Genomic DNA, 22,858 nt, shown 5'->3' on the forward strand with positions numbered 1-22,858 from the left:
TCCAACATACTAATTGTCACTTTACCTGTAAGTTCTATTTTACTTGCATCTATCTTAATTGTTTCCGCTGTTTGGTTGATACTAGATATAATCTCGGTTTTACCAACCTTACCAGTAAGATCATTCTTGTAACTCGTTGAGTTTCTAACAGTCGTAACAATAGCACTGTCAGTGATTTTTTGTTCAGCACTTGTTCTCCACGTCTTAAGTGCAGAAACATCTCCATTAATTGTATTGACCGTTGCTTGTGTAGCATAGGTCTTTGATACGTTGGATGTTATCTCATTGGCTTTGGTTGTGATTGCTGAGTTCATCTGTGTGGTAGTTGAGTAGTTTTTAAACTTTCCGTCAACTGTAGCAATAGATGCGTCTATATCTTCTGGTGCTGGTGTCCAAGGAGATGGTTTAGTACCTTCTTCAATAACCAAATTCCTTAAGATATAAGAAACGTTTGCCGCACAACTTGCGCCAGTCATATACATAACTTGTGCGCTCATTGTAGGAAATGTAGCAATAGTAGTTAGAGTTACATAAAGTTTTGTCCAAACATTTTTAGGTGCAACTTTTGTTGTTTGCTCATTCGTGAATATATTTGTTCCGTCACCATTTCTGAATGAAATAGTGAATTTTGTGTCCACAGAAGGTTTGATTTCAAAAGATATAGTATACTTCTTGTTAGGCATGTACTTAGATACATTTATGTAACTATATGACATATAATTCCAACCACTGCCAGAAGTACTATCTTTTGTTATCTTACAGCATTTAATACCGTTCTCTACAACCTCAGTCATAGTCTTGCCTGAGTTTGTTTGCATACTCCAACCCCAACCAGTAATACCTTTATTCGTGTTAGTAGCAATGTTTCTACCACCAATTTCCAAAGCATTAAATTCTGCCTTGGTTGTATATGTACTGGCTACCGCTGTAGTAATCTTGTTGGATTCTTGAGTGATAGCACTATTCATGGCTGATGTTGTACTATAAGATTTTAACAATGTTGTAGTATTAGCATTAGCGCTATTGATTGCATCCGTTTTAGCTTGATTAGCTTTGTTAGTTGCATCTGTGGCCGCATCACTTTTTACCTTGCTAACCTCAGTCTTAGTACTGTATGTGCTAGATACGGTGGTCTTAAATCCATTAACATCTTGTTGTAAACTTGCATACTTATCAGTAACCGTTTTAATTTCAGTTGTGATACGAGTGTTGACGGTGTTAATAGATGAATCTACATCTTGTGGTGCAGGAGAATAATTTGTAGGTTTAGTTCCTTTCTCAATCTTAAGAGTAGGTAAATCAACTATCATTCCACTGAACCTGATATATTCTATTCCACTATCAATAGTCATTAATCTACCTAAAGATTGACTATTGTTGTTAATACCTTTGACAAACTTTTTATCTTTGTCGTAATAACAAACGGAAGGAGATATGCCTAAATTGGAATATCCACTCGCAACAAGATTTTTAAAACCTTTAACAGGAATATAATCAGAATAGAACCAACCATTTTCAGTTACTTCCGCACCTGAATTATTTAAATATTTGTATTTTGTGACATTTTTTACAATAAGTAAATTTATGCCGCCTAATTCCAAACCATCAATCTTACTATTTGCTGTATTGGCAGTTGACTGCGCCTTATTTGCATTATCCAATGCTGTAGGGGCTTTGTCCCAGTTAGCTTTATTGTTATTAACTGTGTTAGTGACAGTAGTAAGTTTTGACGTATGCTCACCAACTGTACTAGATAATCCTTTGACCGTCTGGTCTAAAGCGCTATAGTTTGTCTGCAAAGTTGTAATATTGCCTTTTGCAGTAGTAATATCGCCTTGTACAGCTGTAATATCTTTTTTGACCTGTGTAGTGTCACTGATTAACGTTGATATCTTACCGTCTTGTGCGGTTAACTGAGTGCTGTGAGATTTAACGGTTTCTGTTACTGTAGTTACTTTTGTATCTACAGCATTTGCCTTAGTGTCATCGGTATACTTATCAGCCTTTTCCCAATCACTTGCTGTGTAACTTCCTGTTGCTCTAGCTGTCTTACACCTCATGATGACACCACTTGTACCTTGCACCCATAAATCTCCTACTTGATAAGGAGGAGTTGGTTGAGCACTAAATACTTTAGCTTTGCTATTGGCTACAGATTGAGCATTGTTGGCAGTGTTTTGGGCATTGTTTGCATTAGTCAGTGCTGTTGGTGCCTTATCCCAATTTGACTTATTGTCGCTTACTGTCTTAGTTACTGTATTAGCAGTATTTAAGGCGTTAGTTGCATTTGTACTAGCTGTATCCCATTTAGTCTTATTATCTGTCACAGTCTTTGTCACAGTGTTAACATTAGATGTTACAGTAGATACAGATGTCTCCATTTTACCAAATGCTACATCAAGTGATTTACCGTCATATAAGATATGGGATGATTCTATCAACGTAGAGTTCGCGTTGATTTTTTGTATAACACTTGTAATGTTAATTTTATCTCCTGATATATTAGCGTTATCAGATACCATATCATTTACGATGATAGGTCGTTGTATACCTTTTGATGTAATGCCTGTTGCATCAAACATCAAATTACCAGACTTATCCCAAACATACATGTTGTAGTCGCCTGATGCATCTTTGCCTACTTGCACACGTACTCTATTGGTATCACTGATTTGGATTGTATTGTCTGTGATCGATAGATTACCGCTGTCAGATTTTACCTTAAACCTCGTTGTACTAATATCCCCAGCTAACAAATCATTAACTGTAATATTGGATGATACGATTGACTTTAAAAAGGCATTATCAATCACTGCTGTGCTGGCGTTGATAACAAGAGAGTGTATGCTATCAGATGTCGTAACTCTATTTACGATAGTGTCCAATGTAGCGACACTGCTCTCTAATACTGTGATTTTACCGCTAATAGATGTTAAATCTGTGATATCTGCTTTGCCTATGATAGCTTGATTAAGCTTAGCGATTTCGGCGTTTAACGTGATTGTAGTAACACTTGTAGCCTCTAATGTACCAATCCTGGCTAGAGCTGCCGCAAGATCCTGTATAGTTGCGCTTTTAACTCTAAGGTCATCAATCTCAGCTCTGATCGCTGTAAAGTCTACAACCTTTTGGACTTGTACATCAAAATCACTAATCTGCGATGTGGTAATGCTATCCACTTTGCTACCGTCTAATGTACCGTTATCTGTTGTTACATTATTAATAGTGTCGGATGCATCTCGCATCTCCTGCTGAATATCCTCAAATTTTAATATACTATTAGCAACCTCACATTTATTTTTGTTCGGTTCATCAGGATATTCTACTAAGCTTACGATCCTGGTTTTTTCAAATGTATTTGTGCTTTCATGCATAAGTGTAACAGTGTCGCCTAATCCAAAGCTTAAAATATCAACATAATCGTCCGATATTTTAGCAAGGTCAATGATTTGCAAACTATATGCATTAAGTGGTGTTGACATCTCATCAAGCTTCGCCTGAGCATCGGCTTTTAGATTTTCGGCCACAGTATATCTTTGGTCAGTCCAAATATATAACTTATCTTTTTTACTGTATGTGTGATTAGATAATATAGGATCACCATCATTGACACTTTCGATTGTTAGCCCATTTGCTCCAATCGGTTTTATTTGAGTATAAAAATCATAAGATGTTACTTGCTTATTTAATTGCTTTAGATTTAACTGTTCCGCAAAATATACACCTTTATCACTACCGATATGTTCATAAATGTCTACAACTTTATCCTTGCTGTTGATCTTGATTTCTGCACGATACGTTTTACGGGCATCTTGCATGATTTTCCAAGGAGTAGTATTGGTCCGTCTAATCGTTCGTTTCTTTTTGATTTCACAAATTCCGACATGCCATCCAGTGCCTAAAAAAGCATAATCTAGGCACTCTTTCATGGTCTTTTCAACAGACTCAAAGCTATCCATATAACTTTCTAGTTCTTCCACATTAAGACTACACTGTATTTGATACCAACCGTTACTAGATGGTGTAATTGATTTTATAACAAAATCATCATTGGGTGTGCTTATATATGCCTCTGTATATACATCCCTTAGTTGACTGCCAGGCATCAAAAAAGACAGTGTCTTATCCCCAGTTGATAGTACACTGTCTATATGTAAATCTTTTATTTGGTGCAAAGGCCGTAGTTTGATATGTTGTCTATCGTATAAAGTAAGTATCACATGAGATCACCTCCCTTCGATACTTACATTTTTATTCTTCAATCATGAAATCTAAGTTGTAATAGTCAATTGGAGCTAATCCAGCACTCTCTAAATCATCTAATTTAATCATTTTCCATGCTGTATTAACTTCCTGTTCCCCTAATTCTTTGATTTCTCTTTCAAAATCTTTGAGTTTTTCATTTGGCACATCATAATTATCTCCGATAACAACAGGTTCTCCATTTTCATCAAGATTAGCATATTTTTTTACAATTGCTTTTCTTGCCTCATCATATGCCTCGATTTCATCGTTGTAAGGCTTGATGTTTTTTGATATCTGATAATTAACCTTACCACTTAATTTATCACGCTGTGATACCAAGTAAGCAAAGGATGATTTACCTTCTAAAAGTACATTTAGTGTTAATTTTTCCATTATTATTTACCTCCTGCAATTTCTGCTAACATCTTTTCTTGTTCTGCATAAACTTCATCTTCACATTTCGTAATCTCTGCTTTGATAGCAGTACGATTTTCTTTGTATAATACCTGATCATTAATATATGGTGTCATGCCATTTACCTGATCAGGATTAGCTGTATTGATATCTGCCGTAAATGTTACAGCTGGTACTCCATCAACCTTAATCTGTTTGTTAAAATTTACATTTTTACTGCCGTCTACTGTAATGTTTGCCATTTTTATTTATCCTCCTGCCTATATATATCTAGGCTCGTATTTAACTTTTATTTCGCAATTTACATTGTTAACTTTTATCGTATTTTTGCCTGGCACCAAAAAAGGAAACTCTATTAATGTTGAGTCTCCGAATTTGTTAGTACCATCTATGGTTATTAAACATTTTTTGCCATCAATGACTAGAGTAGATCCTAATGGTATATCATGTACCTTTATACTATTTATCTCAAAATCAATGATAGATGTTAATGCTTTTATTTCGTATGTACACGGTGTTTTCGTAGTACCTTCAACCGTTATTTCCTGGCTACTGCTTTTTGCTAAAGTGACATTTTTTTCTTCCTTGTACATATATGGACTGTATAGCATATAGGTTATTTCATTTGCCAATCTGTTTATTCTCATTTTTGTTCCATTTTGATAAATATAAGGAAAGAGATATTTAGAATCATCTTCTTTCAAAATACCTCTTGTGAATAACCTTTGTAGTTTGCTTTCTTTTTCTTCAATATCTTCCAAATCATTTCCCACAACAAGCAACTTTATTGTTAATAGGTTGTACCTATATTCTTCAGGCAGTGTCATAATAGGTGTCAGCGCGCCTGTTATCCAGTCATCATAATTAACAATCTCTCTTGGCTGTTTGTCAAAACTCAATACTACAACGCCAATAATTTCTTCGATGTTTATATCGTTTACTATCATTATCTCACCGCCTTAAGTTTCAACGCAGCCTGATTAAAAAAGTAATCAATGCCATCATGATCACTAAACGTATAATTGCCGTTGAAATTAATTGTTTGTCCAGTTTGATCGTTTCCTTCTACTTTGTTTCTCGTGTAGGCTTCGTTTTCATCTGAATCAAGTATTCTTTCACCCTTGTGTAGTCTCGCCGTATATCCGTCATATGGAACATACGATAATCCATTGGCATGGAACCCTTTAACAGCCTCTAAGGCCATGTTGTATCCATTTTGCACAAAAGTATCTAAGTGTATAGTCTCTACAGTAGCTGTTTTACTTTCAGGTTGCCATCTATCCCATTTTCCGAACATTTTATCCCATCTACTTACGATATCGCCAGTGCTTATGTCAATCTTATCTGCCATATCTTCATGAGCAGACATAAGCTTATTGATACCGTCTTTTCTTGTTTTTTCGGCTGCTTTAACAACACCGTCATATTCGTCATTGGCTGATTTTATAATGGCATCAGCTTTTTCTTTGTATTTTCCATTTTCTAAAGTTTTGAGTTTTTCAGCTTCTAAAACTAAAGCATCTCTTTTTTCGGCCGCTGTTTTAATACTATCATCTTTTAACTTATTCATTTGTTTGATAGATTCTCCTACCATTTCAGCAGTTATTCTTTTATTACTGGATGCTAAACGATTCAATATTACATTTTGCTCTGCTTCATTGTCCGCCATCGCTTGTACAGCTTGTCTTTTCATTTCATCATATATCTCATCTATACGTTTTTGCTGGTCTTGAGTTATCTTACCACCATTATCTGCTATATCTTTATAGATCTTTGTTAGCTCATTTTTCAATTTGGTAGTTTCATCAACCCTGTCATCATAACCTTTATTGACACTTGCCATGATTTCGTCCTGCTCTTTTTTTGTAAGGGCAGTTGTATTATCAAACATATCTTGATAGCCTTTAATAACCTCGTCTCTTTGTGTATTTGTGGCATCGATGATTGATTTAGACATAGCACTAACTTTTCCATTAATGGATTTAATGCTATCATCAGTTACTTTGGTAATTCCGGTATACATATTCATTGATTCTTGTTGCACTTGATTTGATAAGTTTAAATAGCTTTGTACTTGCTTTTGTGTTTCTTCTGATATCTTAGTTGTGGTATATTCCCATTGTCCAGTAACTGTATTCAATGTTGCCTTTGTTTCAGTCTTGAACAAGTCTACTTCTGGTATAACTTCTTTATTAAGATTATCGTATATCATCTTTCCGCCAGCCACTACAGCTGCCGCTCCAATAACCCAAGGTGCTGCCGCTGCCGCCATGCCGCCTAAACTAGCTAATAAACCGCCACTAGATGTTGCTGCTCCAGCAAGAGCTGTTCCTAATTTACCTGCAATGCCTCCACAGTCCATTAATTTTAATCCAGCTCCACCAACAACTGATGTTAATTTTGATACGCCAGCACCAGTTGTAACAGCTGTGGAACCGACAGAACCAAGTCCACCGACCAGTTTACTTATCAATGGTATACCTTGCTTTATTCCTGTTCCTAGTCCAGATATGATAGGTTTGAGTTTACCATAGGTTGATACTAAGCCACCACCTACCTTAAGTACTGGACCGGCCGCAGCCGCCAATAATCCGAATTTGATTATACTATCCTGCATGCCCGGCGATAAACTAGTAAAACCATCTACAAGCTTTGATATAAACTTAGCCGCTTCTGTTACGATAGGTATGGCCTTAGACCCAAGTTTTATAGCTTCATTCTTGAGTTCGTTGAGAGCACCTTTTAACTGTTCAGCTGGGGTAGCATCCATTTTATCAAAAGCCTCTTGTGTGGCACCAGCCGATTTTTGCATAGCATCCAACATTTCGTTATATTCAATGCCATCGCCTTTCGCCGAAACCATGGCCGCAGAACCTGCTTCGACCGATCCAAACATATCCTTTAATGTTTTACCATTCTTCTCGGCGTAACTGCTTAAGGTATTAAGTATTTCAGAAGTTGATTTTCCTTCTTTTTTTAGATCTGCAAAACCTTTTCCGGTCAGTTCACGAAGTGCCTTATCGGTCAGTGATCCGGATTTCCCAAGTTCTGAAAGCATAGATTTCAAATATGTTCCTGATTCCGCCGTTGCAATACCATTTTTGGTAAGCTGTGCATATGATGCTGATAATTCATCAATGCCAAAGTTAACACTGGATGCTACTGGTATTACTGCGCCCATACTGGATGCTAGTTCATCGACGGTTGTCTTACCTAAATTTTGTGTGGTAATCAACATGTCTGATATCTTGGTAGCATCATCTGTAGATAGATTATAACCATTAATCGCAGTTGTCATGACATCTACTGCTTTAGCACCGTCTGTAAATCCACCTTTAGCAAGTTTCATCGCATCTGTTGTAAATTTGATAGCTTTCGTCTGATCAACGCCAGCCGAAATACTTCCGTAAACAGCTTCGCTAAATTCTCCGACCGCTACTTTAGATTTACTAGATGCTTCTATAATGTCGTTTTTATATTTATCGTAATCCACAACATTTTTATCAAGTAAGGTTGATACTTTGGCGAATGATGACTCGTAATCCACTGCCATTTTAGTGGCCGCTATACCAGCTCCAGCTAAAGGTACGGTCAATGTCTTTGTGAGGGTTCCGCCTAGCTTAGACATATTTTCTCCAACTTTAACTGTCTTTTCCATCTGTTTTGACACTTCATTAGCTTTGGCTTTTGCCTCAACTGATATCTTATCCATATCAGACTTAAAGCCAGCTATATCAACCTTAACTTCTGTCCATAGTGATGCTAGTTGCATACCACCTGTCATAATTTATCACCTCGCTCCTGGAATCTGTGGATTGCTTCTATATCCGGTTCCGTTTGTTGTAACCGCCAGAAGTCTTTTAGCATCTTCCTTCCGTCTTCTGAGCGTGTTTGATTATATATCCAGGTGTTTTTACGAAACAAAAGAAAAAGGCTGATAGGCAATTCTACAATAGTGCTTATTGGCATCCCTGTATAATCTGCTATAGCCTTTATTTCTCCAGTTTCATTTTTGTACGATTTTTCCCACTCCTCTGTTTTGTAATACTTAGCAAATACAGCATCACAAACTTGTTGATCATCTGGGAGTGGGAGTTTTAGTTTGGGTCAGATAGAGCACTATCTGCATTGACCATCAATGATCTGCAAATTTCTAGTACAAAAGACCTCGGGAACTTTTCTACTTCTTCTGGTTTTACTGTGATTTTTTCTTTGTTACGATTGATCATCTGCATCACAAGCGTTTTCTGTGTGTCCACGAACGCAGACAAAGGTTCGGTTGATTCTTTTTCAAAGTATTCTTTTACCATTTCCAATGATGGTTCATATACATGGATAGTCTTATCTTTTAATCTAACTTCTAATGTGCGATTAAGATACTTGCTTAAATCTATCATTATGCTTCACCTCCAGATAATGCCGCAACTTCTTCATCGGTCAATTCTTCATCGATTCTGGCCAAAAAATTTTTGATATACTCAATGGCCGTAATTTGTGCATCTACCGTCAATTCTTTTGTAGTAAACTCAATTGCAAATCCATTGCCACCTTGTCCAATCATTGTAAAACGCAATTTCTTACCATTTTGTTTTTGATGTACAAAACGTAATAAGATGGTTTTTAATTCTGGGTTTGATCCGCCAAAAATCAATGAGCGTTTCTTTGTTGTTTTATCCTCTGTAATTTTCGCAGTAGATAATAGCGCAAGTTGTTTTAAATCCCATGATAAAATACCGGTTTTTGCTGTTATTTCTTCCTTAGTAATAAATGCGCGTACCGTCTTTCCATATTGATTAATGACATCATATTTTTCAGGTTTGTAATCTACACTGAATCCACCACTACAGTGCCCAACATTATTGACTTCTGTTTCGATAACTGCATCTTCTGGGATTTCTTTTTCAGTAAATTCATACATGTAGACTTCGCCAGCACCGAAAATAATTTCTTCTTTGTTTTTCATTTATTTACACCTCCATGTCATTGTAAATATTGTTATACATTCCCACATTTGGATTGTATCGTTAAATAAATCTCCGCCACCTGCTAATTCACTGTGATAGCTAAATCCTTCGTAATCCTTATAATCCATATCTGGGTTATCTAAAACCTCTACCACTTTTTGCTTAATATTAAGCAGATCATCATACACCTTTCCGATGATACGTATTTCTAGTTGGCTTTCAAGCAATAATCCACCGCTTACTGGTGTATGTTTATACACGATAGCAGGGTATGGACCAACAGAAAAAAAAGGCGTTACCTTTAAACCTGTCACGTCCTGAAGTAATCTCTTTATATGTTCTTTGTATATCATTCTCCGGCCAACATCCTTTCTACTTTGCTTTTACTACTATCTCTCGCAGGTTCCAAAAATGGATGTGGCCTTTGACCTTCCGTGTAATGCCACCCTTTGTATTTTCCTGCTTTAACACAATATACCCAAGGTACAAGTCTGCCATTTCCATCTTTTGCGTATATGCCAGTACCTTTTTCCACATAGGGAGCATAGTCAAGGTTACTAAATATCTTTCCAACAATTGACACACTATCAAATGTTACATCACTTGTTATAGATGCTCTTAATAGCCCCATATCAACAGGTACTTTCTTTTTCGCCGCAGTTTCCACCACCAAGCAAGCACGTTTCATATTTTTAATTGTGTCTTGTATGATTTGTTTTGTTGCTTTTTCAAGCGACTGCGTAAATTCACTGTTATCTACCATGTATCATTCCTCGCTTTTAATAGCAAAGTAGCAAATCGTCCTTGAGTATTAAAATATGTGATATCAAATTCCGTATCATCTATCTTAATGCGGTACTCTTTTTTATCGTCAAAATCTCTAAACATAGCGATTCCATTATGACTACTTTCAGCGTATTTCACAGATTGTACAGATTTAAAGCTATCATTCTTGTATATAGCTACATTTATATTGCTAACTTTAACATAATTTTCGATTGGCGCTCCACTTAGACTATCTTGTGGATCATTTACAAGTAAGATTGCTGGAATCATATCTGTATAGATGCTCACGGTAAATTCCTGTACTTCTTTAAAATGCGCCGTATAGATTTTGGGATATCCCCTGTATAAGTTTCACTCGTTCCAGCCTTTGAGCTACTTGTTACGCCTTCATTACCTGTAATTATTAAACGGTATACACATAGATCTTTTACAGGTGTTACTATTTTATTGTCTAAATCCTCACCACGATAATTGATAAAATCTAAGGCATCATTAATAGCATCATCCACTGTATCATTTATATATGTTTGATCAATATATTTGATATGAGGTTTTAGCTTCAATTTATCAGTCACGATTTTCCTTAATTCTTCAATTTGCATGTTCTCACCTCCCAAGAGGAAGGAGCATTTCTATGCTCCTTTAAATGTTGTGATAAGTTCATTGATTTTTTTTATAACTGTTAATAAATCGGCATCCTCTGCCAACGTTTCAATATTAACATTCATCTTTTCGTTTAATGTTTCTAATTCTTCTCTAACACGAGGTTGAATTCCGGTTATATCTTTATCCATATACTATTCCGCCTTAAGATTTGTAATAGCTCCATGCATAAATGCTGGACCGTGATCTAAACCAAATTTACCGTAAATCTGTCCAGATTCAGCTGCACCGGTTTTTGCTAATTCCTCGTAAAAGAAATTACCTTTTTCAGGTACTGGTTGGAACACAGGGGCAATCACGCTCATTTCAGCGCACAAAATTGAGCTTTGTGGAATAAATCTGTTTAACGCGATGCCAATATTGCCAAAGTCTGTTTCGATTTGTTTGATATTTACACCACCTACATTTCTGTCTTCTGGGGCATAAGCATAGATATCAGTAATAATTTGCTTTTGCGTTGATCCGGTCCAAAGAACCACGTTTGAAAAGTTTGCGCCTGCATCATACATTTTTTTAAACAACTGCTGTAATAAAGCACGTGTTAACGCAGCTGATTTGGCATCAATATTCGTTCCTCCGTTTCCGGCACACAACGCAAGCATACCGCGTGTTTTACTAGCTGTTTCTGATGTTGTAGCTTTTGCAAATGTGCCATTAAAAATTGTATACTCAATATCACGTGAAATTTTTTCTAATTTTCGTGCAATCTGCCAGTCTTTTTCGTTAGGTACATTATTTTGTTGTCCTGCTGTATTCAATCCACTCATATGTCCTCGATTAGATAGCTTTTCATAGCTGATTGATACAGCCTCTTGAAAAATCTGAGTAACATTAGTGTTTTGGCTTCTTGTAATTGCACTAGCATCTGGAGCGGTCAATGATGCCTTTTCTGTTATGTTTGGTTGTGTAGCGGTTGGCAGTGAATATTGACTGTCTGTTGTAAATTCAAAATCATCTGTTTGTACACCTCCAGTTAATCCGCCAATCATGGATAAAAAAGGTGTATTTGTGGAATCGGCCGTGAATAGATCTCCGGCATAATTTGGTAAACTCCAAATAGTTTCTGTAGGCATATTTTACTCCTCCTCTGGCATACTCGCCAATTTGTTTTTTGCAGCGACACGTTCAATCAATGGTTTAGACATATCATTCGCCAATTTTAACAGTTCTTCTCTTTCTGTTCCTTGGTTTTCAATGACTCCTACATTTTTCGGTGTACGCCCTGTTTTATCTGGTTTGAATAAATCTTTATATGTTTCTTTCAGTCCTTTAACTTGATCATCCAATCCTTCGACTGTACCATCTTCTTTGATTTTAAGTTTAGTACGGTCAATTTTCCCCGACATCAAGTCTGGATGTAGTGCATTGCTTAATGCTTTTTCTATTGCGGCATCATACTTCATGTTAGTAATGGCCGCTTCGTATTCTGTTTTGGCCTTTTTGTTAGCTTCTTGTGCTGCTTCTAGTTGTTTTTGTAAATCCTCGACAGACCCAGCTTTTTTTAAATCTTCCAGCTGCTTATCACGTGCTTCAACATCAGCTTCAAGCTGTTTTTTAGCTTCCGCAGTAGTGTTGTACTGATCTTTTGGTACAACATTTTCTGGTGCTTGTTTATTAATTTCTTTGATAGCTTCTGCAAGATTTAATTTACCGTCTGCATCTGTGTGTTTTTCTAGAATATTTTTAATCCATTCCATATTGTCCTCCATAGCATTTTTATACCGCTCGCTTGCGGTCCGTAGGCCTGCCTATACCTGACAGTAGGTAAAATAAAAACACGTCTAACGTGTCATTTAAGATGTTTGCAAAAATATGGTAACTTCCTCTTAGGTGGGTCATTCATATAGTTGGTCCTTCCTTTTGTTTTCATTCCACAAAAAATGCAGGTATCGTGATATTTAACGACCCTGCAATTCAAATTTTTATCGTAATAGCTGTGACTTGTTGTCACATAGGCATGATGGCACACATCATTTAATACCTTTCCACGCCGTCTGTAATAAAAAGCCTAAAAGATACCATATCTTGTCCTTGATTTTTTCCATGCAAATTTCTGTACCCATACGTTCATTGTAATTCAATGGATCAACACATGCGGATGATTCAACTATTTCAAAACCATTCACAAGTACACACCTTACCAACGTTGTCCTGTCTCCTAATGTGCTTACATGTTTTTCTTTGATAAAATTTTCAACCATGTCAGGCCCTACAGAAACACCACTAGGCAAAACAGGATTATCATCCACTTTCAGATATGCTTTTTCAAACACATCTTTAGGTGACCATGAACAATAATCATCAGAGTATTGAACCAAATAGCCTTCCTTTTCAGGTTCTTCATCTGCAGGAATCTGCCATCCTTTGTATTTGTTGTAATCTCCCAAGTTCATTACCTCAGCTTTAATTAATTTTGTTCCGATATAACTATTCATTTCATTCTCCTTGTGGTTTTGCCACTAAAAAAGCACCCAATTCATTTATGAGTGCTTAATCTTTTTCTAATTCATCGAATTGTTCTTTAGTAATCTTGCCGGAAGCTAACAGTCTTTTATGCACTTCACTACTCATATATTTAGCGATTTTTATATCATCTTCTGTCAATTCAACATGCCCTACTACTTCTGGTTTTAAAGGTTCATGTAATTTCATTTTGTTATACTCTTCAATGTCACTGTTCCTCATATAACTACTCCTCCTCTAAATAAATATAAGTAGTGTCTCCGACTTTCTTAGTTTGTATTACTATAAACTTAGTTTCCCTCATAAATAGTATTTCATTTTCTTTAGGATTAAAACTACGTATATCCCTTCCATTTTTTGAAAGGATAATTATTTGTACATCCGCATCTTCATTATACACCTCGTTTATTGAAGAAGAAAGATATTGGTGGTAGTTAATTTCAGATCCTGGTTTGTGCATATCTATAAATTTAATTCTGTCTTCCCTATACATAAATGCCAATGAACGATTCACTATTCCACTTATAGCAGGCATTTTAGAGAGTGCAGAATCCAATTGCTTTATCCATTCCTTTTCTTCTTCGGTTAGACTATAACCATTTCTAAGATTGTCATTAAGAGTATAAGCATCTGGTCCAACATATTTAACAATGGCTGCTTTTTCTGACTCCAATAACTCTTGTGGCTTATTTTCTTCGATTATCGGAAGCCACGTGCATCTACACCCTGGGTGACATGGTAATACGGGAGCTTTATCAATATCCCATGTGCGTTCATGATTTGATCCACAAATTTCGCATGTACGTTCATCTTCCGCTGCCCACCATTGCACTTTTGTAACATCTGCATCTTTGTATCCTCTTAAAGCACTTCGATTCATATAATTAATGGTTTCAGTTCTAACCAAGCGGTGAGTTTCATTAAATGTTTTATTCATTATGTTAGATAACTGCACAGCCATCTCTGTCGCTGTTTTGCCTGTAGACACACCATCATTAATGATACCGTTTAAATTACGTTCTAGCTTTCCCATGTCATTCCACAGTCTTTCGCTAAAAAATGAGCCGTGCCAAGGGGATCTGAGCATCTGCTCCATTTCTCCTTTATTCAATTCGTCAAAATCTGCAATATTCAATGATTTCATAACGTTTTCGTAAACAGACTTTCCAGCTTTCAATATCCTATCAGATTGGATTTTTTCAATTTGTTCACCAAGTTTTTCTATTTGTTTGTATATTGTCCCTTGTTGGCCAAGTAGCTTGTTAAAACGATACTGTTGTGTCCTAGTTAATCCGCCTTGTTCCTCGGCTGTTTCAGCAAGAGCATATAATTCTTTTTTTATAGCATTTGATGTTTTATCATACATTTTTAATAAGTCCATGTTTTGTTCTTCTACATCATTGTATGTTTTCCATGTCTCTCTTGCTATACGATCTTCCCAATAATCACTGTTTGTGTGCTTACTCATCTGTTATACCTCTGATGGGTACTTTATCCTGAAATGCCATATTTTCAGCTAGTGCTAACTTTTCTTTTTCTACGTCGTCAACCCACACACACTTACTTAACCATGTATCTTCTGATATACCTAAGTTTTTAGCAACTTGGCAGTTTTGTAGGTTTTCGGTCTCATTAACCTTCATATTCATATTTAATGAAAACTTAACATCTTCACTGGTGCTGATATTTAGATGTACATTAATAAAATATAATAAATCTTCAAAAGCATTTTGAAATTGTAAATTGAGAATGCCTGCTTTTAAATCCATGAAACTGTACATGAATGATAATGCAACGCCTGAAGGCGAATTTCCGAATTTATCCAAATCTTTTAAAACACCCTGTCCAGCTTCCACGATATCTCTTTTTAATTGTTCACAGTGTTCTTTTGCTGCTGTAATATCTGTTACAGATGATAATATAGATGCACTGTTATCTTCATCTTCATCGTTATCAAGCATCAATATTCCACTATTTAAGTTTTGACGTACTTCTTCTTGGTCGGCGTTTCCATATCCTTTTATTACATAAATTAAATCCCTTATTTCCTCTATATAATTTGATACCTCACTGCGCGATTTATCATATCCATCTATTAATCTCTTTACAAATTTTATATCCGGCTTCTCTATCAGATTGTTTTTAAATGCAATAAACGGTACCTTTCCCCATGATGTCCAATCATCATTTGCTATAAAGTGACTTATTTTATTTCCATAATCATCAAAACTTTTCTGACGATTAAGAAATAAGACAGATCCTTCTTGTGTGTAACATGTCATTCCGTCCGCTGTCCAATATTCCATGTGTGTGCGTATTTTATCTTCACCGTTTTCACGATATGCTTCATCATAGAAATAGACAATAGATTTTAATGACTCATGGCTATTATCTTCCCACTCTGGTATGATTTGTTCCGCCGGGCAAATCATGAATTGTAAATCACCTTGCTCATTTATATAAGGATGTAACCATCCAGTCCCTTTATTTGACGCTTCGTATCCCAATTGTAACAATTTATAGCTGAACTTTTTACCTAAAGCACTTTGAACTTTAGCAAGGTACTTTTTATCTTCACACGTTAATGTATATTCTTTCGATAAAGTGTAGCTAATTTTTTCATCTACCATATTTTTATACATCCCATGAGGTAGTTTATTATTAGCTCTACTGTCATCTTCTACTCTTTTACCAGTCGCTTTATCATAACGATATTTCTTACGATTTATAATATCATTATCTATCTCATAATACCTAACGCCTGTTAACATCAGTTTCCGTTTTTCGGAAACCATAAATGTATGAAACTGACTTTGGATATAATCTTGTATCTGTACTGGTTCTCGTATCGCACTCATAGCTGCCTTAGCACCTCTTTTCAATCGCTTAAATATTTTCATTGGTATTTCACCTCTTTGCGCATTATTGTATAGCAGAAGTATCTCACAGCATCCATAGCGTGGTCATGCTCCTTAACTGGCTTATCTTCACCTCGTTCGGAAGCTTTTTCATCCCAAATGTAACTAGCAAACTCTTTTATTGTGTTTTCACAGCATGCTAAAAAAGATATTTTATTAAGCCTCAGCATTGATCCTACAAAACGTATGCCGTTTTCCACATCATTCTTTCCTTTTTTTACATAGTAACCACGTTTTTTTAATTCTGCTTTAAACGATGCGGCCGATGGATCAAGGATGACTGCTTCTACTTTTATGCCATTTAAAAATACATCCAAATCATCTGCGTACTCACTATCTGTTTTCTGCCGACTTTCCTCACGCCCTGAATAGTAATACTCTTTTATACAAACCCAATCTCCCATGGCTTTTTTTTGCCACAAAAGAAAAACGGTCGCATTTTGCGTACCGTAATCACAGCTTACATAGTATTTGCTTGTCATTGTATCTTTTATCTCATTGATGACATGTTTTGCTTTGTCAAACATATCATAAATGATGCCCTCAGCTACTACCCATTTACCTAGGATGTAACGTTGATAAAACACGCCACTGTACATAGCTTTGTAACGCTCTTTGATGCGCTCTGACAAGCTCAAGTTGTCGTCCATAGTAAAGTGTAGATATATCAGATGCTTTTCTTTGCGTTTGTCTATCCAATTAACTTTAAACCAATGATATGGACCAGCAGGGTTACAGTTAAACCAAAACTTAGATCCATCTACACTACATCGCCCTGTTGCTTGATTTACAAAACTTTCAGGCATAAGTGCAACCTCATCAAAGAAACATCCAGCAAGTGTGATACCTTGAATCAAATCTTGTGATGATTCATCCTTTCCGCCAAATATGTAAAAATAGTTTTCTGCTCCATTTTTTATGACCACAACAAGGTTGTCTGCTCTATGGTCTTTAACCTTGTAGCCTCTACTACGCAACATCAATTTAAGTAGTGTCAAAACGTTACGTCTGAATGATCCGATTGTTTTTCCACACATACCAAAGTTTTGACCATTGAAAGATTCCATCGCCCAAAGGACAAAAGATAACGACATTACTAACGTTTTACCGGAACGTATGGCTCCGTCTGCAATCACGCCATCCATATCTTTTACTTTAGGATCAATCCACCATTTTAGAACCTTGAGTTGTTTTATGGAAAACGGCTTAAACTTGAATACTGATTTAGATTTCTTCATCTGTCCATTCGCCTGTTTCTGCGTTTTTTATAGCATCAATAAATCCATCATCATCAATGATTTCATCTTCTTTGGTTTCGGCTTTTAGCTTATCTGTATGTACTCTTAATTGCTCCAACTGTGCCTTTTGCATATCTGTAGCATCACTATAATGCTTATCAAGCCACTTCAACGCAAATTCTTTGCTAATGAGTTTTACAGATACGCCTTCTTTGCCTTGTTTCACTTCCTGGATAAGCGTTCCATCTACTTCTGATGAATCCTTAAAACGCACCACATTGATGTCTTTTGTTAATATCTTTTTCTCTTTAGTAATTGGATCAACAACTTCTAATGGGCCAAATGCTCCCGTAACTGCTACTGTTTCTTGACCGAACGTCATGTAGTCTGTTACATCTGAATAAGCAATATCTATCATCTTCTGGAAGTAGTCCTCGGCCGTATACATGGATTGTTTTATCTTAGCATCTTTGATTGATTGAATATGAGTTTGTATCTTAGGATTACTTAGTAACTTACATCCATTGACCATTGCTGTTGTATAGTCACATCCATAAGCCTTTTGATATGCTTTTGTCGCATTGAACCACCTTACATAATATAAACAAAAAAGGCGCTGTTTCTCGGTCAGCTCCTCATTGTTTAGTGTTTGTATTTCTTCTGGCAATAAATCTACTTTTGGTTGTCCATCTATGCCTTTACTTTGTTTGGTAACGTTACTTTTCCGATTGGTAACGTTACCTTTCAATTCCTCTTCCCATTTATCTTGAGATTTCCATTTACGGACTTGCGTATCATTTACATTGAGTTGAGATGCTATATCCTTTAGCAACATCTCGCCTTTGCTGTCTAGGTACATCTGCTTGGCTTTATCTCTGCTTGGGCTTCTTTGTCTTGGCATACATTCACTTCCTTAACTTTTTTATTTTCTGATTATTCTCGATCTTTTGTCATGGATATATCTTGATTCGATGATTACTTCATTCGTAATGCTATCATATATATTCATAATCTTTGGCATCTGTATTGCCATCCAGTCTACCATTTCTTCATTTATTGCCCAACTTTCACATAGATTGCTGTTTTGATCTAATCCTGATTCAAACAAAAAAGCATGTATCAACTCGTGTCTTAACACATGCTTTTGCATATCTCTTAAATTTTTTGTTTTATATTCAGGCGGTACATCATCTTGCATACTGATTAATATTTCTTTGGTGTAAAAATCTGTTTCTCCAGCTCTACCATCAATTGAGTCCACTAACTTTATCGTATAATCAGTGCCTAATATATTTACAATCATTTTCTAATACCTCTTTTATCGTAATTCCAGTTGCTGCTTGCTGCGTATCCGGATTGCATTTCATGTTCTCTTCGTTTGTTTTCCTCGTGTGTAGCCCTTAATTCAGCTTTATACCACTCACATCCTGCATGACATCCTGGATAACGTTTTTGACAATCTTTACATACTATGATCATGATTTATACGTCTCCTTTTTAACAATACAACACCACCCTAAAATTGGTGTTAGTAAGATATATTTATATGTGTAATTATTCATTTATATCATTCCTTTCAAAAATAAAAGCGCTTATATGGCGCTCCTTATAACTATTCATTTATACTTTTCAACCTATCTTCTAAAGCTCTGTCTGTATCACCATTCTTTTCATATGCGTTAGCTCTATTAAGATAATACTTTGACCTTGGTTTAATGTTTATGGCATTAGTAAAGTCACCAATTGCATGATGATAATCACTTATTTTATAATATGCCATTCCCCTATTAAAGTACACAACATCTAAATTTCGTATATTTTTCTTTTCAAGACCAATGACATAATCATATAATTTAATAGAGTTTTCAAATTCCCCTTTATTATATAATTCTAATGCCTCACTATTTTTTTCTTCAGCTATACCTTGCCAATCTTTTTCAAATAGATCTCTTACACTATATCCAAGTATTGATAATATGATACTAATGCCTCCGATAACTGCCCAAACTTTAAGAATGTGTGGTTTTATATTACTCCATGTTAGTTTTTTTCTTTTTTTATGTAAAATCATAATAGGTCCCTTCTCCCTTATAAATGATTATACTACAAAAGAAATAAATAAAAAGCCCCATTAGGAGCTTTACGCTGATATCTAAAGATATCGCTTTGTGGTTTTCTCGCTGACCATACAGCGGCGCACGATTAGGACTTGAACCTAATATATCCAGGTACTACCTGTTAACTTGCCACTTAGTTGACATGCGATATAAATGACATCGTAAGGTGATGTCTGCCCTCCGGCTCCTTGTTCTGCCAGACGAACACGTGACAACGCGCAATATTAAGCATGTCCTACCAACGCTTTTTGTCACTGACTAATACTATTTGTACGATTGATTAGTCTTTTGGAAAGGTTTTTAGCAATGCTTACGTACACTATCATTGCAAGCTAATAGATTCGCCTTTTTTTAAATTCGTTTAGCGCTTTTTTCTGTCTACCTACATGAGTGCGCTAACTCATCCTTAGTCCAACTCGTTTCCTGCTGGAGGGCCACGTTTTTAACGGTTAACACAGGTCATTTAAACCGCCTATCTCATCGTTTGTTTGAGGGTATTGTCATAGATAGGTGAATACTTACCCTAATCTACCCATAATTACCTCCACGCAATTACAAGCAGATTAGGATAAGCATCAATTGGATGCTATCCCATCAAGTCACTCAAGAAAGGGAAATAGACGAAGAAACAAGGCGATTCTGAAATCCATAGGGGGAATATGTCTTTCCCTTGCTTCTTCATGCTATCATAATACCACGTTTTTTTGGTTACATTGTATCCTCTTTTATTTTTTATCTTTGTTACTGGTGAATAGCTTTTCTAAAACTTTATTTACATGCTTATACAGTGCCATCCTTGAAGCATAGTGGTATTTATCTGCTACATATTGATGATTTTTGTTCTCTATATATAAGTCAACAATCATTTGTCTATCTGTTGGATTAGTTATCTTCATTAACATCCCATTTACAAAATTCATTTTTTTTATGTATTCATTTCTCTCTAACTTTATTTGATCCTGTAACATGATAGGTTCAATTTTGTTTGGTTTATATGGGTTCCCAGCATTTTCGCATTTTGGTTCAGTTGATCCATTTGGACAACCTAATCCGTTAAGTTTTACGTCTAGTTCCTCAATGCGTTCATTACAATCTAAAATAGCCTTTGTATAGTATTCATTGCTCCTACAATCCCTTTTAAATTGCTCTATCTTATCCTTTAACGTTAGCATATCTACTCTATCCTCCCTACGTTTTGGTTTTGTTATCTGTCTCAAAAAATCATCATCCAAGCAATAATCTTGGTCTTTGATAATCTTTTGTACATCATCACTAAATTGATTTACATCTACTCCGTCTGTCACTCTCATACTATTACCTTTTATGCCATGTACCGTCTAGTAGATGCTGATAGATACCTGGTACCGGTACTGTTGCACGCCCATGTGTTGTCTCTAATACTTGTCTATTATCTATGTCAACCTTGTACCAACCAGTAAGCTCTTGTATTTCAAACGGTACACCAATTGGTATTCCTAATGATTCTAGTTTTTTAAGTTCTTGTGCTTTATTCATTTTTTTCTCCCTTTTTCAGTGCTTGGCCACAATGATAACAAAATTTTATTTTTTTGATTGCTACATTGTTAAAGTGTTTTTTGCAATTTGGACATTGATAAGCAAACTTAATCGGATCGTGCAATCCACCTGTGATTTCATATTTTATCATAGGTATTACGTTATCTTCTAATCCATCGCCATAAAGACTATTGTTTATTTTTTCTTCTATTGATTTTTGTAGTTCTTTTACATTTCCTTCATCTTTAGCTAGACGAGCATCATATCCTACAACTTTTAACTTTATATATTCCAATTCCTCATGCGTGAATTGTACTTTTTTATTCATTTTTGTATACCTCCAGTTAAAATGGCAAATCTTCTTCAGCTATTTTAAGCGTATCATTATCATTTGGATAAGATGCTCGTGATGTATCTGGTTCATAATCCTGGTTATTTGCATTGTAATCAGGTGTATATCCGCCTTGTGCATTGTTTGTACTAGCGGATTTGCTTTCCAGGAATTGTACGCTATCTGCTACCACTTCGGTAATATATATACGCTTTCCTGTTTGGTCATCATAGCTACGTGTCTGGATTCTTCCTTCCACTCCAACTAGACTTCCTTTGTGAAGATATTGTGCCATTAAATCAGCAACTTTGTTCCAAGCGATGCAATTGATAAAATCTGCTGTAGGTTGCCCCTTGGCCTTTACCTTACGGTCACAGGCGGTGGTAAAAGATACTACTGATTTACCAGCACCTGTTTTGCGCAATACTGGATCCTTTGTAAGACGGCCAACTAATACTACTCGATTGATCATATTAACCTCCTACTCATTAATCAACAATGATTGCATCAGCCATACTCATGAGATGTTCAAGGGCTTGCTCTGTATTGTTATCTTTAAATCTGTCTAATTTACCTTTAGGCTTTTTGTGTGCAATAATCTGTTTAATGATTGTGATATTATTTTTCGTAGCATCCACTCTTGTAATATCTTTTACCGTATTTTTGTCATCAGACTTATAGATATATAAGATTTGATTACCACAAATTACAGCTATAACATCTTCATTTTCTCCAATCTTATAGCATTCTTCTTCTCCACTGTATACATCGTAAAAGAATCCATTTAATTCATAAATTTCACCAGGACAGTAACATCTATTCTGTAGATAATCTGGCATATCTAATATATCTCTTAGTAACATTTTTCTTTTCTCTCTTTCCATTTCTTCTTCAAGTGTTTCCGTTAAATTTGTTCCACCATCATAAAAATGCGTGAAATAAGAATATGATCCATCATTATTTTTATTTAATACTGTCTCACGATCATATACATCTATATCTTTGTCATGTACACGATAAAGATCATCACCGACAACTATATATTCACCAATAGATTGTAAAGCACTTGTATAATCATCATATCCTTCAATCCCAATCATCATGGCTCTGCAAATTCTTTTGCACCTATCTTCAAGCAATTCATTTTCTCTTTTTTGTACTAAAACTAATTTACCTTTATGTATTTGTATACCGCTCATATTTC

Annotated in this window: 28 protein-coding genes; all 28 read right to left on the reverse strand. The window is 35.7% G+C overall.

Annotated elements, in window-relative coordinates; all coding sequences use genetic code 11:
- Positions 1 to 4,220, reverse strand: a 4,220-nt coding sequence (locus DW114_RS18235) for a phage tail spike protein (RefSeq protein ID WP_199485908.1), incomplete at its 3' end; no start/stop codon positions are given.
- Between the two features lie 31 nt (positions 4,221 to 4,251).
- A complete protein-coding gene (locus DW114_RS18240) occupies positions 4,252 to 4,638 on the reverse strand; it encodes a hypothetical protein (RefSeq protein ID WP_117455347.1) in 387 nt (128 codons plus the stop codon).
- Between the two features lie 2 nt (positions 4,639 to 4,640).
- Positions 4,641 to 4,901: a hypothetical protein gene (locus DW114_RS18245; RefSeq protein ID WP_117455349.1), complete on the reverse strand. Its 261-nt coding sequence runs from the start codon at positions 4,899 to 4,901 to the stop codon at positions 4,641 to 4,643.
- Positions 4,902 to 4,919: 18 nt separating this feature from the next.
- Complete coding sequence (locus tag DW114_RS18250) at positions 4,920 to 5,606, reverse strand: phage distal tail protein (RefSeq protein ID WP_117455350.1); 687 nt, start codon at positions 5,604 to 5,606, stop codon at positions 4,920 to 4,922.
- Entirely contained in the window at positions 5,606 to 8,443 is a 2,838-nt protein-coding gene (locus DW114_RS18255) for a phage tail tape measure protein (protein WP_187426234.1), read from the reverse strand. Before DW114_RS18255 ends, DW114_RS18250 begins: the two co-directional genes overlap by 1 nt.
- A 313-nt stretch (positions 8,444 to 8,756) precedes the next feature.
- The gene (locus DW114_RS18265; RefSeq protein WP_117455356.1) at positions 8,757 to 9,056 is read right to left on the reverse strand and encodes a hypothetical protein; all 300 of its coding nucleotides are present in this window, start codon (positions 9,054 to 9,056) and stop codon (positions 8,757 to 8,759) included.
- Positions 9,056 to 9,622 carry a hypothetical protein gene (locus tag DW114_RS18270; protein WP_117455358.1) on the reverse strand — a complete coding sequence of 189 codons (567 nt, stop codon included), beginning with the start codon at positions 9,620 to 9,622 and terminating at the stop codon, positions 9,056 to 9,058. Before DW114_RS18270 ends, DW114_RS18265 begins: the two co-directional genes overlap by 1 nt.
- Positions 9,623 to 9,976 (reverse strand): hypothetical protein, encoded by a 354-nt coding sequence (locus DW114_RS18275; protein WP_117455360.1) that lies wholly within the window; start codon positions 9,974 to 9,976, stop codon positions 9,623 to 9,625. It lies immediately after the preceding gene.
- Positions 9,973 to 10,386 carry an HK97-gp10 family putative phage morphogenesis protein gene (locus tag DW114_RS18280; protein ID WP_117455362.1) on the reverse strand — a complete coding sequence of 138 codons (414 nt, stop codon included), beginning with the start codon at positions 10,384 to 10,386 and terminating at the stop codon, positions 9,973 to 9,975. Before DW114_RS18280 ends, DW114_RS18275 begins: the two co-directional genes overlap by 4 nt.
- The gene (locus DW114_RS18285) at positions 10,380 to 10,679 is read right to left on the reverse strand and encodes a hypothetical protein (RefSeq protein ID WP_199483650.1); all 300 of its coding nucleotides are present in this window, start codon (positions 10,677 to 10,679) and stop codon (positions 10,380 to 10,382) included. The genes DW114_RS18280 and DW114_RS18285 overlap by 7 nt, the downstream gene beginning before the upstream one ends.
- A 14-nt stretch (positions 10,680 to 10,693) precedes the next feature.
- On the reverse strand, positions 10,694 to 11,011 hold the full coding sequence (locus DW114_RS18290; protein WP_117455366.1) for a phage head-tail connector protein: 318 nt from the start codon (positions 11,009 to 11,011) through the stop codon (positions 10,694 to 10,696).
- A 30-nt stretch (positions 11,012 to 11,041) separates the two neighbouring features.
- Positions 11,042 to 11,203, reverse strand: a complete 162-nt coding sequence (locus DW114_RS21370; RefSeq protein ID WP_158552347.1) for a hypothetical protein — start codon at positions 11,201 to 11,203, stop codon at positions 11,042 to 11,044.
- A 3-nt stretch (positions 11,204 to 11,206) separates the two neighbouring features.
- Positions 11,207 to 12,145, reverse strand: a complete 939-nt coding sequence (locus tag DW114_RS18295; RefSeq protein WP_117455368.1) for an SU10 major capsid protein — start codon at positions 12,143 to 12,145, stop codon at positions 11,207 to 11,209.
- A 3-nt stretch (positions 12,146 to 12,148) separates the two neighbouring features.
- On the reverse strand, positions 12,149 to 12,769 hold the full coding sequence (locus tag DW114_RS18300) for a phage scaffolding protein (RefSeq protein ID WP_117455370.1): 621 nt from the start codon (positions 12,767 to 12,769) through the stop codon (positions 12,149 to 12,151).
- A 273-nt stretch (positions 12,770 to 13,042) separates the two neighbouring features.
- Positions 13,043 to 13,507 carry a Gp49 family protein gene (locus DW114_RS18310; RefSeq protein ID WP_117455374.1) on the reverse strand — a complete coding sequence of 155 codons (465 nt, stop codon included), beginning with the start codon at positions 13,505 to 13,507 and terminating at the stop codon, positions 13,043 to 13,045.
- Between the two features lie 55 nt (positions 13,508 to 13,562).
- On the reverse strand, positions 13,563 to 13,757 hold the full coding sequence (locus DW114_RS18315) for a hypothetical protein (RefSeq protein WP_117455376.1): 195 nt from the start codon (positions 13,755 to 13,757) through the stop codon (positions 13,563 to 13,565).
- Positions 13,758 to 13,761: 4 nt separating this feature from the next.
- Positions 13,762 to 15,003 carry a minor capsid protein gene (locus DW114_RS18320; protein ID WP_117455378.1) on the reverse strand — a complete coding sequence of 414 codons (1,242 nt, stop codon included), beginning with the start codon at positions 15,001 to 15,003 and terminating at the stop codon, positions 13,762 to 13,764.
- Entirely contained in the window at positions 14,996 to 16,435 is a 1,440-nt protein-coding gene (locus DW114_RS18325) for a phage portal protein (protein WP_117455380.1), read from the reverse strand. The genes DW114_RS18320 and DW114_RS18325 overlap by 8 nt, the downstream gene beginning before the upstream one ends.
- Positions 16,432 to 17,691, reverse strand: coding sequence for a PBSX family phage terminase large subunit (locus DW114_RS18330; protein ID WP_117455382.1), 1,260 nt, complete (start codon positions 17,689 to 17,691; stop codon positions 16,432 to 16,434). The genes DW114_RS18325 and DW114_RS18330 overlap by 4 nt, the downstream gene beginning before the upstream one ends.
- Entirely contained in the window at positions 17,678 to 18,592 is a 915-nt protein-coding gene (locus DW114_RS18335) for a terminase small subunit (RefSeq protein ID WP_117455384.1), read from the reverse strand. The genes DW114_RS18330 and DW114_RS18335 overlap by 14 nt, the downstream gene beginning before the upstream one ends.
- A 21-nt stretch (positions 18,593 to 18,613) precedes the next feature.
- On the reverse strand, positions 18,614 to 18,994 hold the full coding sequence (locus tag DW114_RS18340) for a hypothetical protein (protein ID WP_117455386.1): 381 nt from the start codon (positions 18,992 to 18,994) through the stop codon (positions 18,614 to 18,616).
- Complete coding sequence (locus DW114_RS18345; protein WP_117455388.1) at positions 18,991 to 19,170, reverse strand: hypothetical protein; 180 nt, start codon at positions 19,168 to 19,170, stop codon at positions 18,991 to 18,993. Before DW114_RS18345 ends, DW114_RS18340 begins: the two co-directional genes overlap by 4 nt.
- Before the next feature lie 133 nt (positions 19,171 to 19,303).
- Complete coding sequence (locus DW114_RS18350; protein WP_117455445.1) at positions 19,304 to 19,762, reverse strand: tetratricopeptide repeat protein; 459 nt, start codon at positions 19,760 to 19,762, stop codon at positions 19,304 to 19,306.
- Between the two features lie 771 nt (positions 19,763 to 20,533).
- The gene (locus DW114_RS18355) at positions 20,534 to 21,118 is read right to left on the reverse strand and encodes a hypothetical protein (protein WP_117455390.1); all 585 of its coding nucleotides are present in this window, start codon (positions 21,116 to 21,118) and stop codon (positions 20,534 to 20,536) included.
- A gap of 4 nt (positions 21,119 to 21,122) precedes the next feature.
- Positions 21,123 to 21,323 carry a hypothetical protein gene (locus DW114_RS18360; protein ID WP_117455392.1) on the reverse strand — a complete coding sequence of 67 codons (201 nt, stop codon included), beginning with the start codon at positions 21,321 to 21,323 and terminating at the stop codon, positions 21,123 to 21,125.
- Positions 21,316 to 21,651: a hypothetical protein gene (locus DW114_RS18365; protein WP_117455394.1), complete on the reverse strand. Its 336-nt coding sequence runs from the start codon at positions 21,649 to 21,651 to the stop codon at positions 21,316 to 21,318. Before DW114_RS18365 ends, DW114_RS18360 begins: the two co-directional genes overlap by 8 nt.
- Before the next feature lie 16 nt (positions 21,652 to 21,667).
- On the reverse strand, positions 21,668 to 22,126 hold the full coding sequence (gene ssb, locus DW114_RS18370) for a single-stranded DNA-binding protein (protein ID WP_117455396.1): 459 nt from the start codon (positions 22,124 to 22,126) through the stop codon (positions 21,668 to 21,670).
- A 16-nt stretch (positions 22,127 to 22,142) separates the two neighbouring features.
- Positions 22,143 to 22,853: a hypothetical protein gene (locus tag DW114_RS18375; protein WP_117455398.1), complete on the reverse strand. Its 711-nt coding sequence runs from the start codon at positions 22,851 to 22,853 to the stop codon at positions 22,143 to 22,145.
- Between the last annotated feature and the right edge of the window lie 5 nt (positions 22,854 to 22,858).

Source organism: Absiella sp. AM09-50 (genome assembly GCF_003433845.1).
Lineage (GTDB): Bacteria > Bacillota_I > Bacilli_A > Erysipelotrichales > Erysipelotrichaceae > Hoskinsella > Hoskinsella hominis.

Excerpts from the sequence above, each read along its gene's own strand:
- DW114_RS18335 (WP_117455384.1), bottom strand. The coding sequence starts at position 18,592 with ATGCCAAGACAAAGAAGCCCAAGCAGAGATAAAGCCAAGCAGATGTAC.
- DW114_RS18285 (WP_199483650.1), bottom strand. The coding sequence starts at position 10,679 with ATGATTCCAGCAATCTTACTTGTAAATGATCCACAAGATAGTCTAAGT.
- DW114_RS18365 (WP_117455394.1), bottom strand. The coding sequence starts at position 21,651 with ATGAATAAAAAAGTACAATTCACGCATGAGGAATTGGAATATATAAAG.
- DW114_RS18340 (WP_117455386.1), bottom strand. The coding sequence starts at position 18,994 with ATGATTGTAAATATATTAGGCACTGATTATACGATAAAGTTAGTGGAC.
- DW114_RS18360 (WP_117455392.1), bottom strand. The coding sequence starts at position 21,323 with ATGAATAAAGCACAAGAACTTAAAAAACTAGAATCATTAGGAATACCA.
- DW114_RS18345 (WP_117455388.1), bottom strand. The coding sequence starts at position 19,170 with ATGATCATAGTATGTAAAGATTGTCAAAAACGTTATCCAGGATGTCAT.
- DW114_RS18265 (WP_117455356.1), bottom strand. The coding sequence starts at position 9,056 with ATGATAGATTTAAGCAAGTATCTTAATCGCACATTAGAAGTTAGATTA.
- DW114_RS18375 (WP_117455398.1), bottom strand. The coding sequence starts at position 22,853 with ATGAGCGGTATACAAATACATAAAGGTAAATTAGTTTTAGTACAAAAA.
- DW114_RS18350 (WP_117455445.1), bottom strand. The coding sequence starts at position 19,762 with ATGATTTTACATAAAAAAAGAAAAAAACTAACATGGAGTAATATAAAA.
- DW114_RS18325 (WP_117455380.1), bottom strand. The coding sequence starts at position 16,435 with ATGAAAATATTTAAGCGATTGAAAAGAGGTGCTAAGGCAGCTATGAGT.
- DW114_RS18250 (WP_117455350.1), bottom strand. The coding sequence starts at position 5,606 with ATGATAGTAAACGATATAAACATCGAAGAAATTATTGGCGTTGTAGTA.
- DW114_RS18240 (WP_117455347.1), bottom strand. The coding sequence starts at position 4,638 with ATGGAAAAATTAACACTAAATGTACTTTTAGAAGGTAAATCATCCTTT.
- DW114_RS18245 (WP_117455349.1), bottom strand. The coding sequence starts at position 4,901 with ATGGCAAACATTACAGTAGACGGCAGTAAAAATGTAAATTTTAACAAA.
- DW114_RS18330 (WP_117455382.1), bottom strand. The coding sequence starts at position 17,691 with ATGAAGAAATCTAAATCAGTATTCAAGTTTAAGCCGTTTTCCATAAAA.
- DW114_RS18255 (WP_187426234.1), bottom strand. The coding sequence starts at position 8,443 with ATGACAGGTGGTATGCAACTAGCATCACTATGGACAGAAGTTAAGGTT.
- DW114_RS18290 (WP_117455366.1), bottom strand. The coding sequence starts at position 11,011 with ATGCAAATTGAAGAATTAAGGAAAATCGTGACTGATAAATTGAAGCTA.
- DW114_RS18295 (WP_117455368.1), bottom strand. The coding sequence starts at position 12,145 with ATGCCTACAGAAACTATTTGGAGTTTACCAAATTATGCCGGAGATCTA.
- DW114_RS18280 (WP_117455362.1), bottom strand. The coding sequence starts at position 10,386 with ATGGTAGATAACAGTGAATTTACGCAGTCGCTTGAAAAAGCAACAAAA.
- DW114_RS18275 (WP_117455360.1), bottom strand. The coding sequence starts at position 9,976 with ATGATATACAAAGAACATATAAAGAGATTACTTCAGGACGTGACAGGT.
- DW114_RS18355 (WP_117455390.1), bottom strand. The coding sequence starts at position 21,118 with ATGAGAGTGACAGACGGAGTAGATGTAAATCAATTTAGTGATGATGTA.
- DW114_RS18300 (WP_117455370.1), bottom strand. The coding sequence starts at position 12,769 with ATGGAATGGATTAAAAATATTCTAGAAAAACACACAGATGCAGACGGT.
- DW114_RS18310 (WP_117455374.1), bottom strand. The coding sequence starts at position 13,507 with ATGAATAGTTATATCGGAACAAAATTAATTAAAGCTGAGGTAATGAAC.
- DW114_RS18320 (WP_117455378.1), bottom strand. The coding sequence starts at position 15,003 with ATGAGTAAGCACACAAACAGTGATTATTGGGAAGATCGTATAGCAAGA.
- DW114_RS21370 (WP_158552347.1), bottom strand. The coding sequence starts at position 11,203 with ATGGATAAAGATATAACCGGAATTCAACCTCGTGTTAGAGAAGAATTA.
- DW114_RS18270 (WP_117455358.1), bottom strand. The coding sequence starts at position 9,622 with ATGAAAAACAAAGAAGAAATTATTTTCGGTGCTGGCGAAGTCTACATG.
- ssb (WP_117455396.1), bottom strand. The coding sequence starts at position 22,126 with ATGATCAATCGAGTAGTATTAGTTGGCCGTCTTACAAAGGATCCAGTA.
- DW114_RS18315 (WP_117455376.1), bottom strand. The coding sequence starts at position 13,757 with ATGAGGAACAGTGACATTGAAGAGTATAACAAAATGAAATTACATGAA.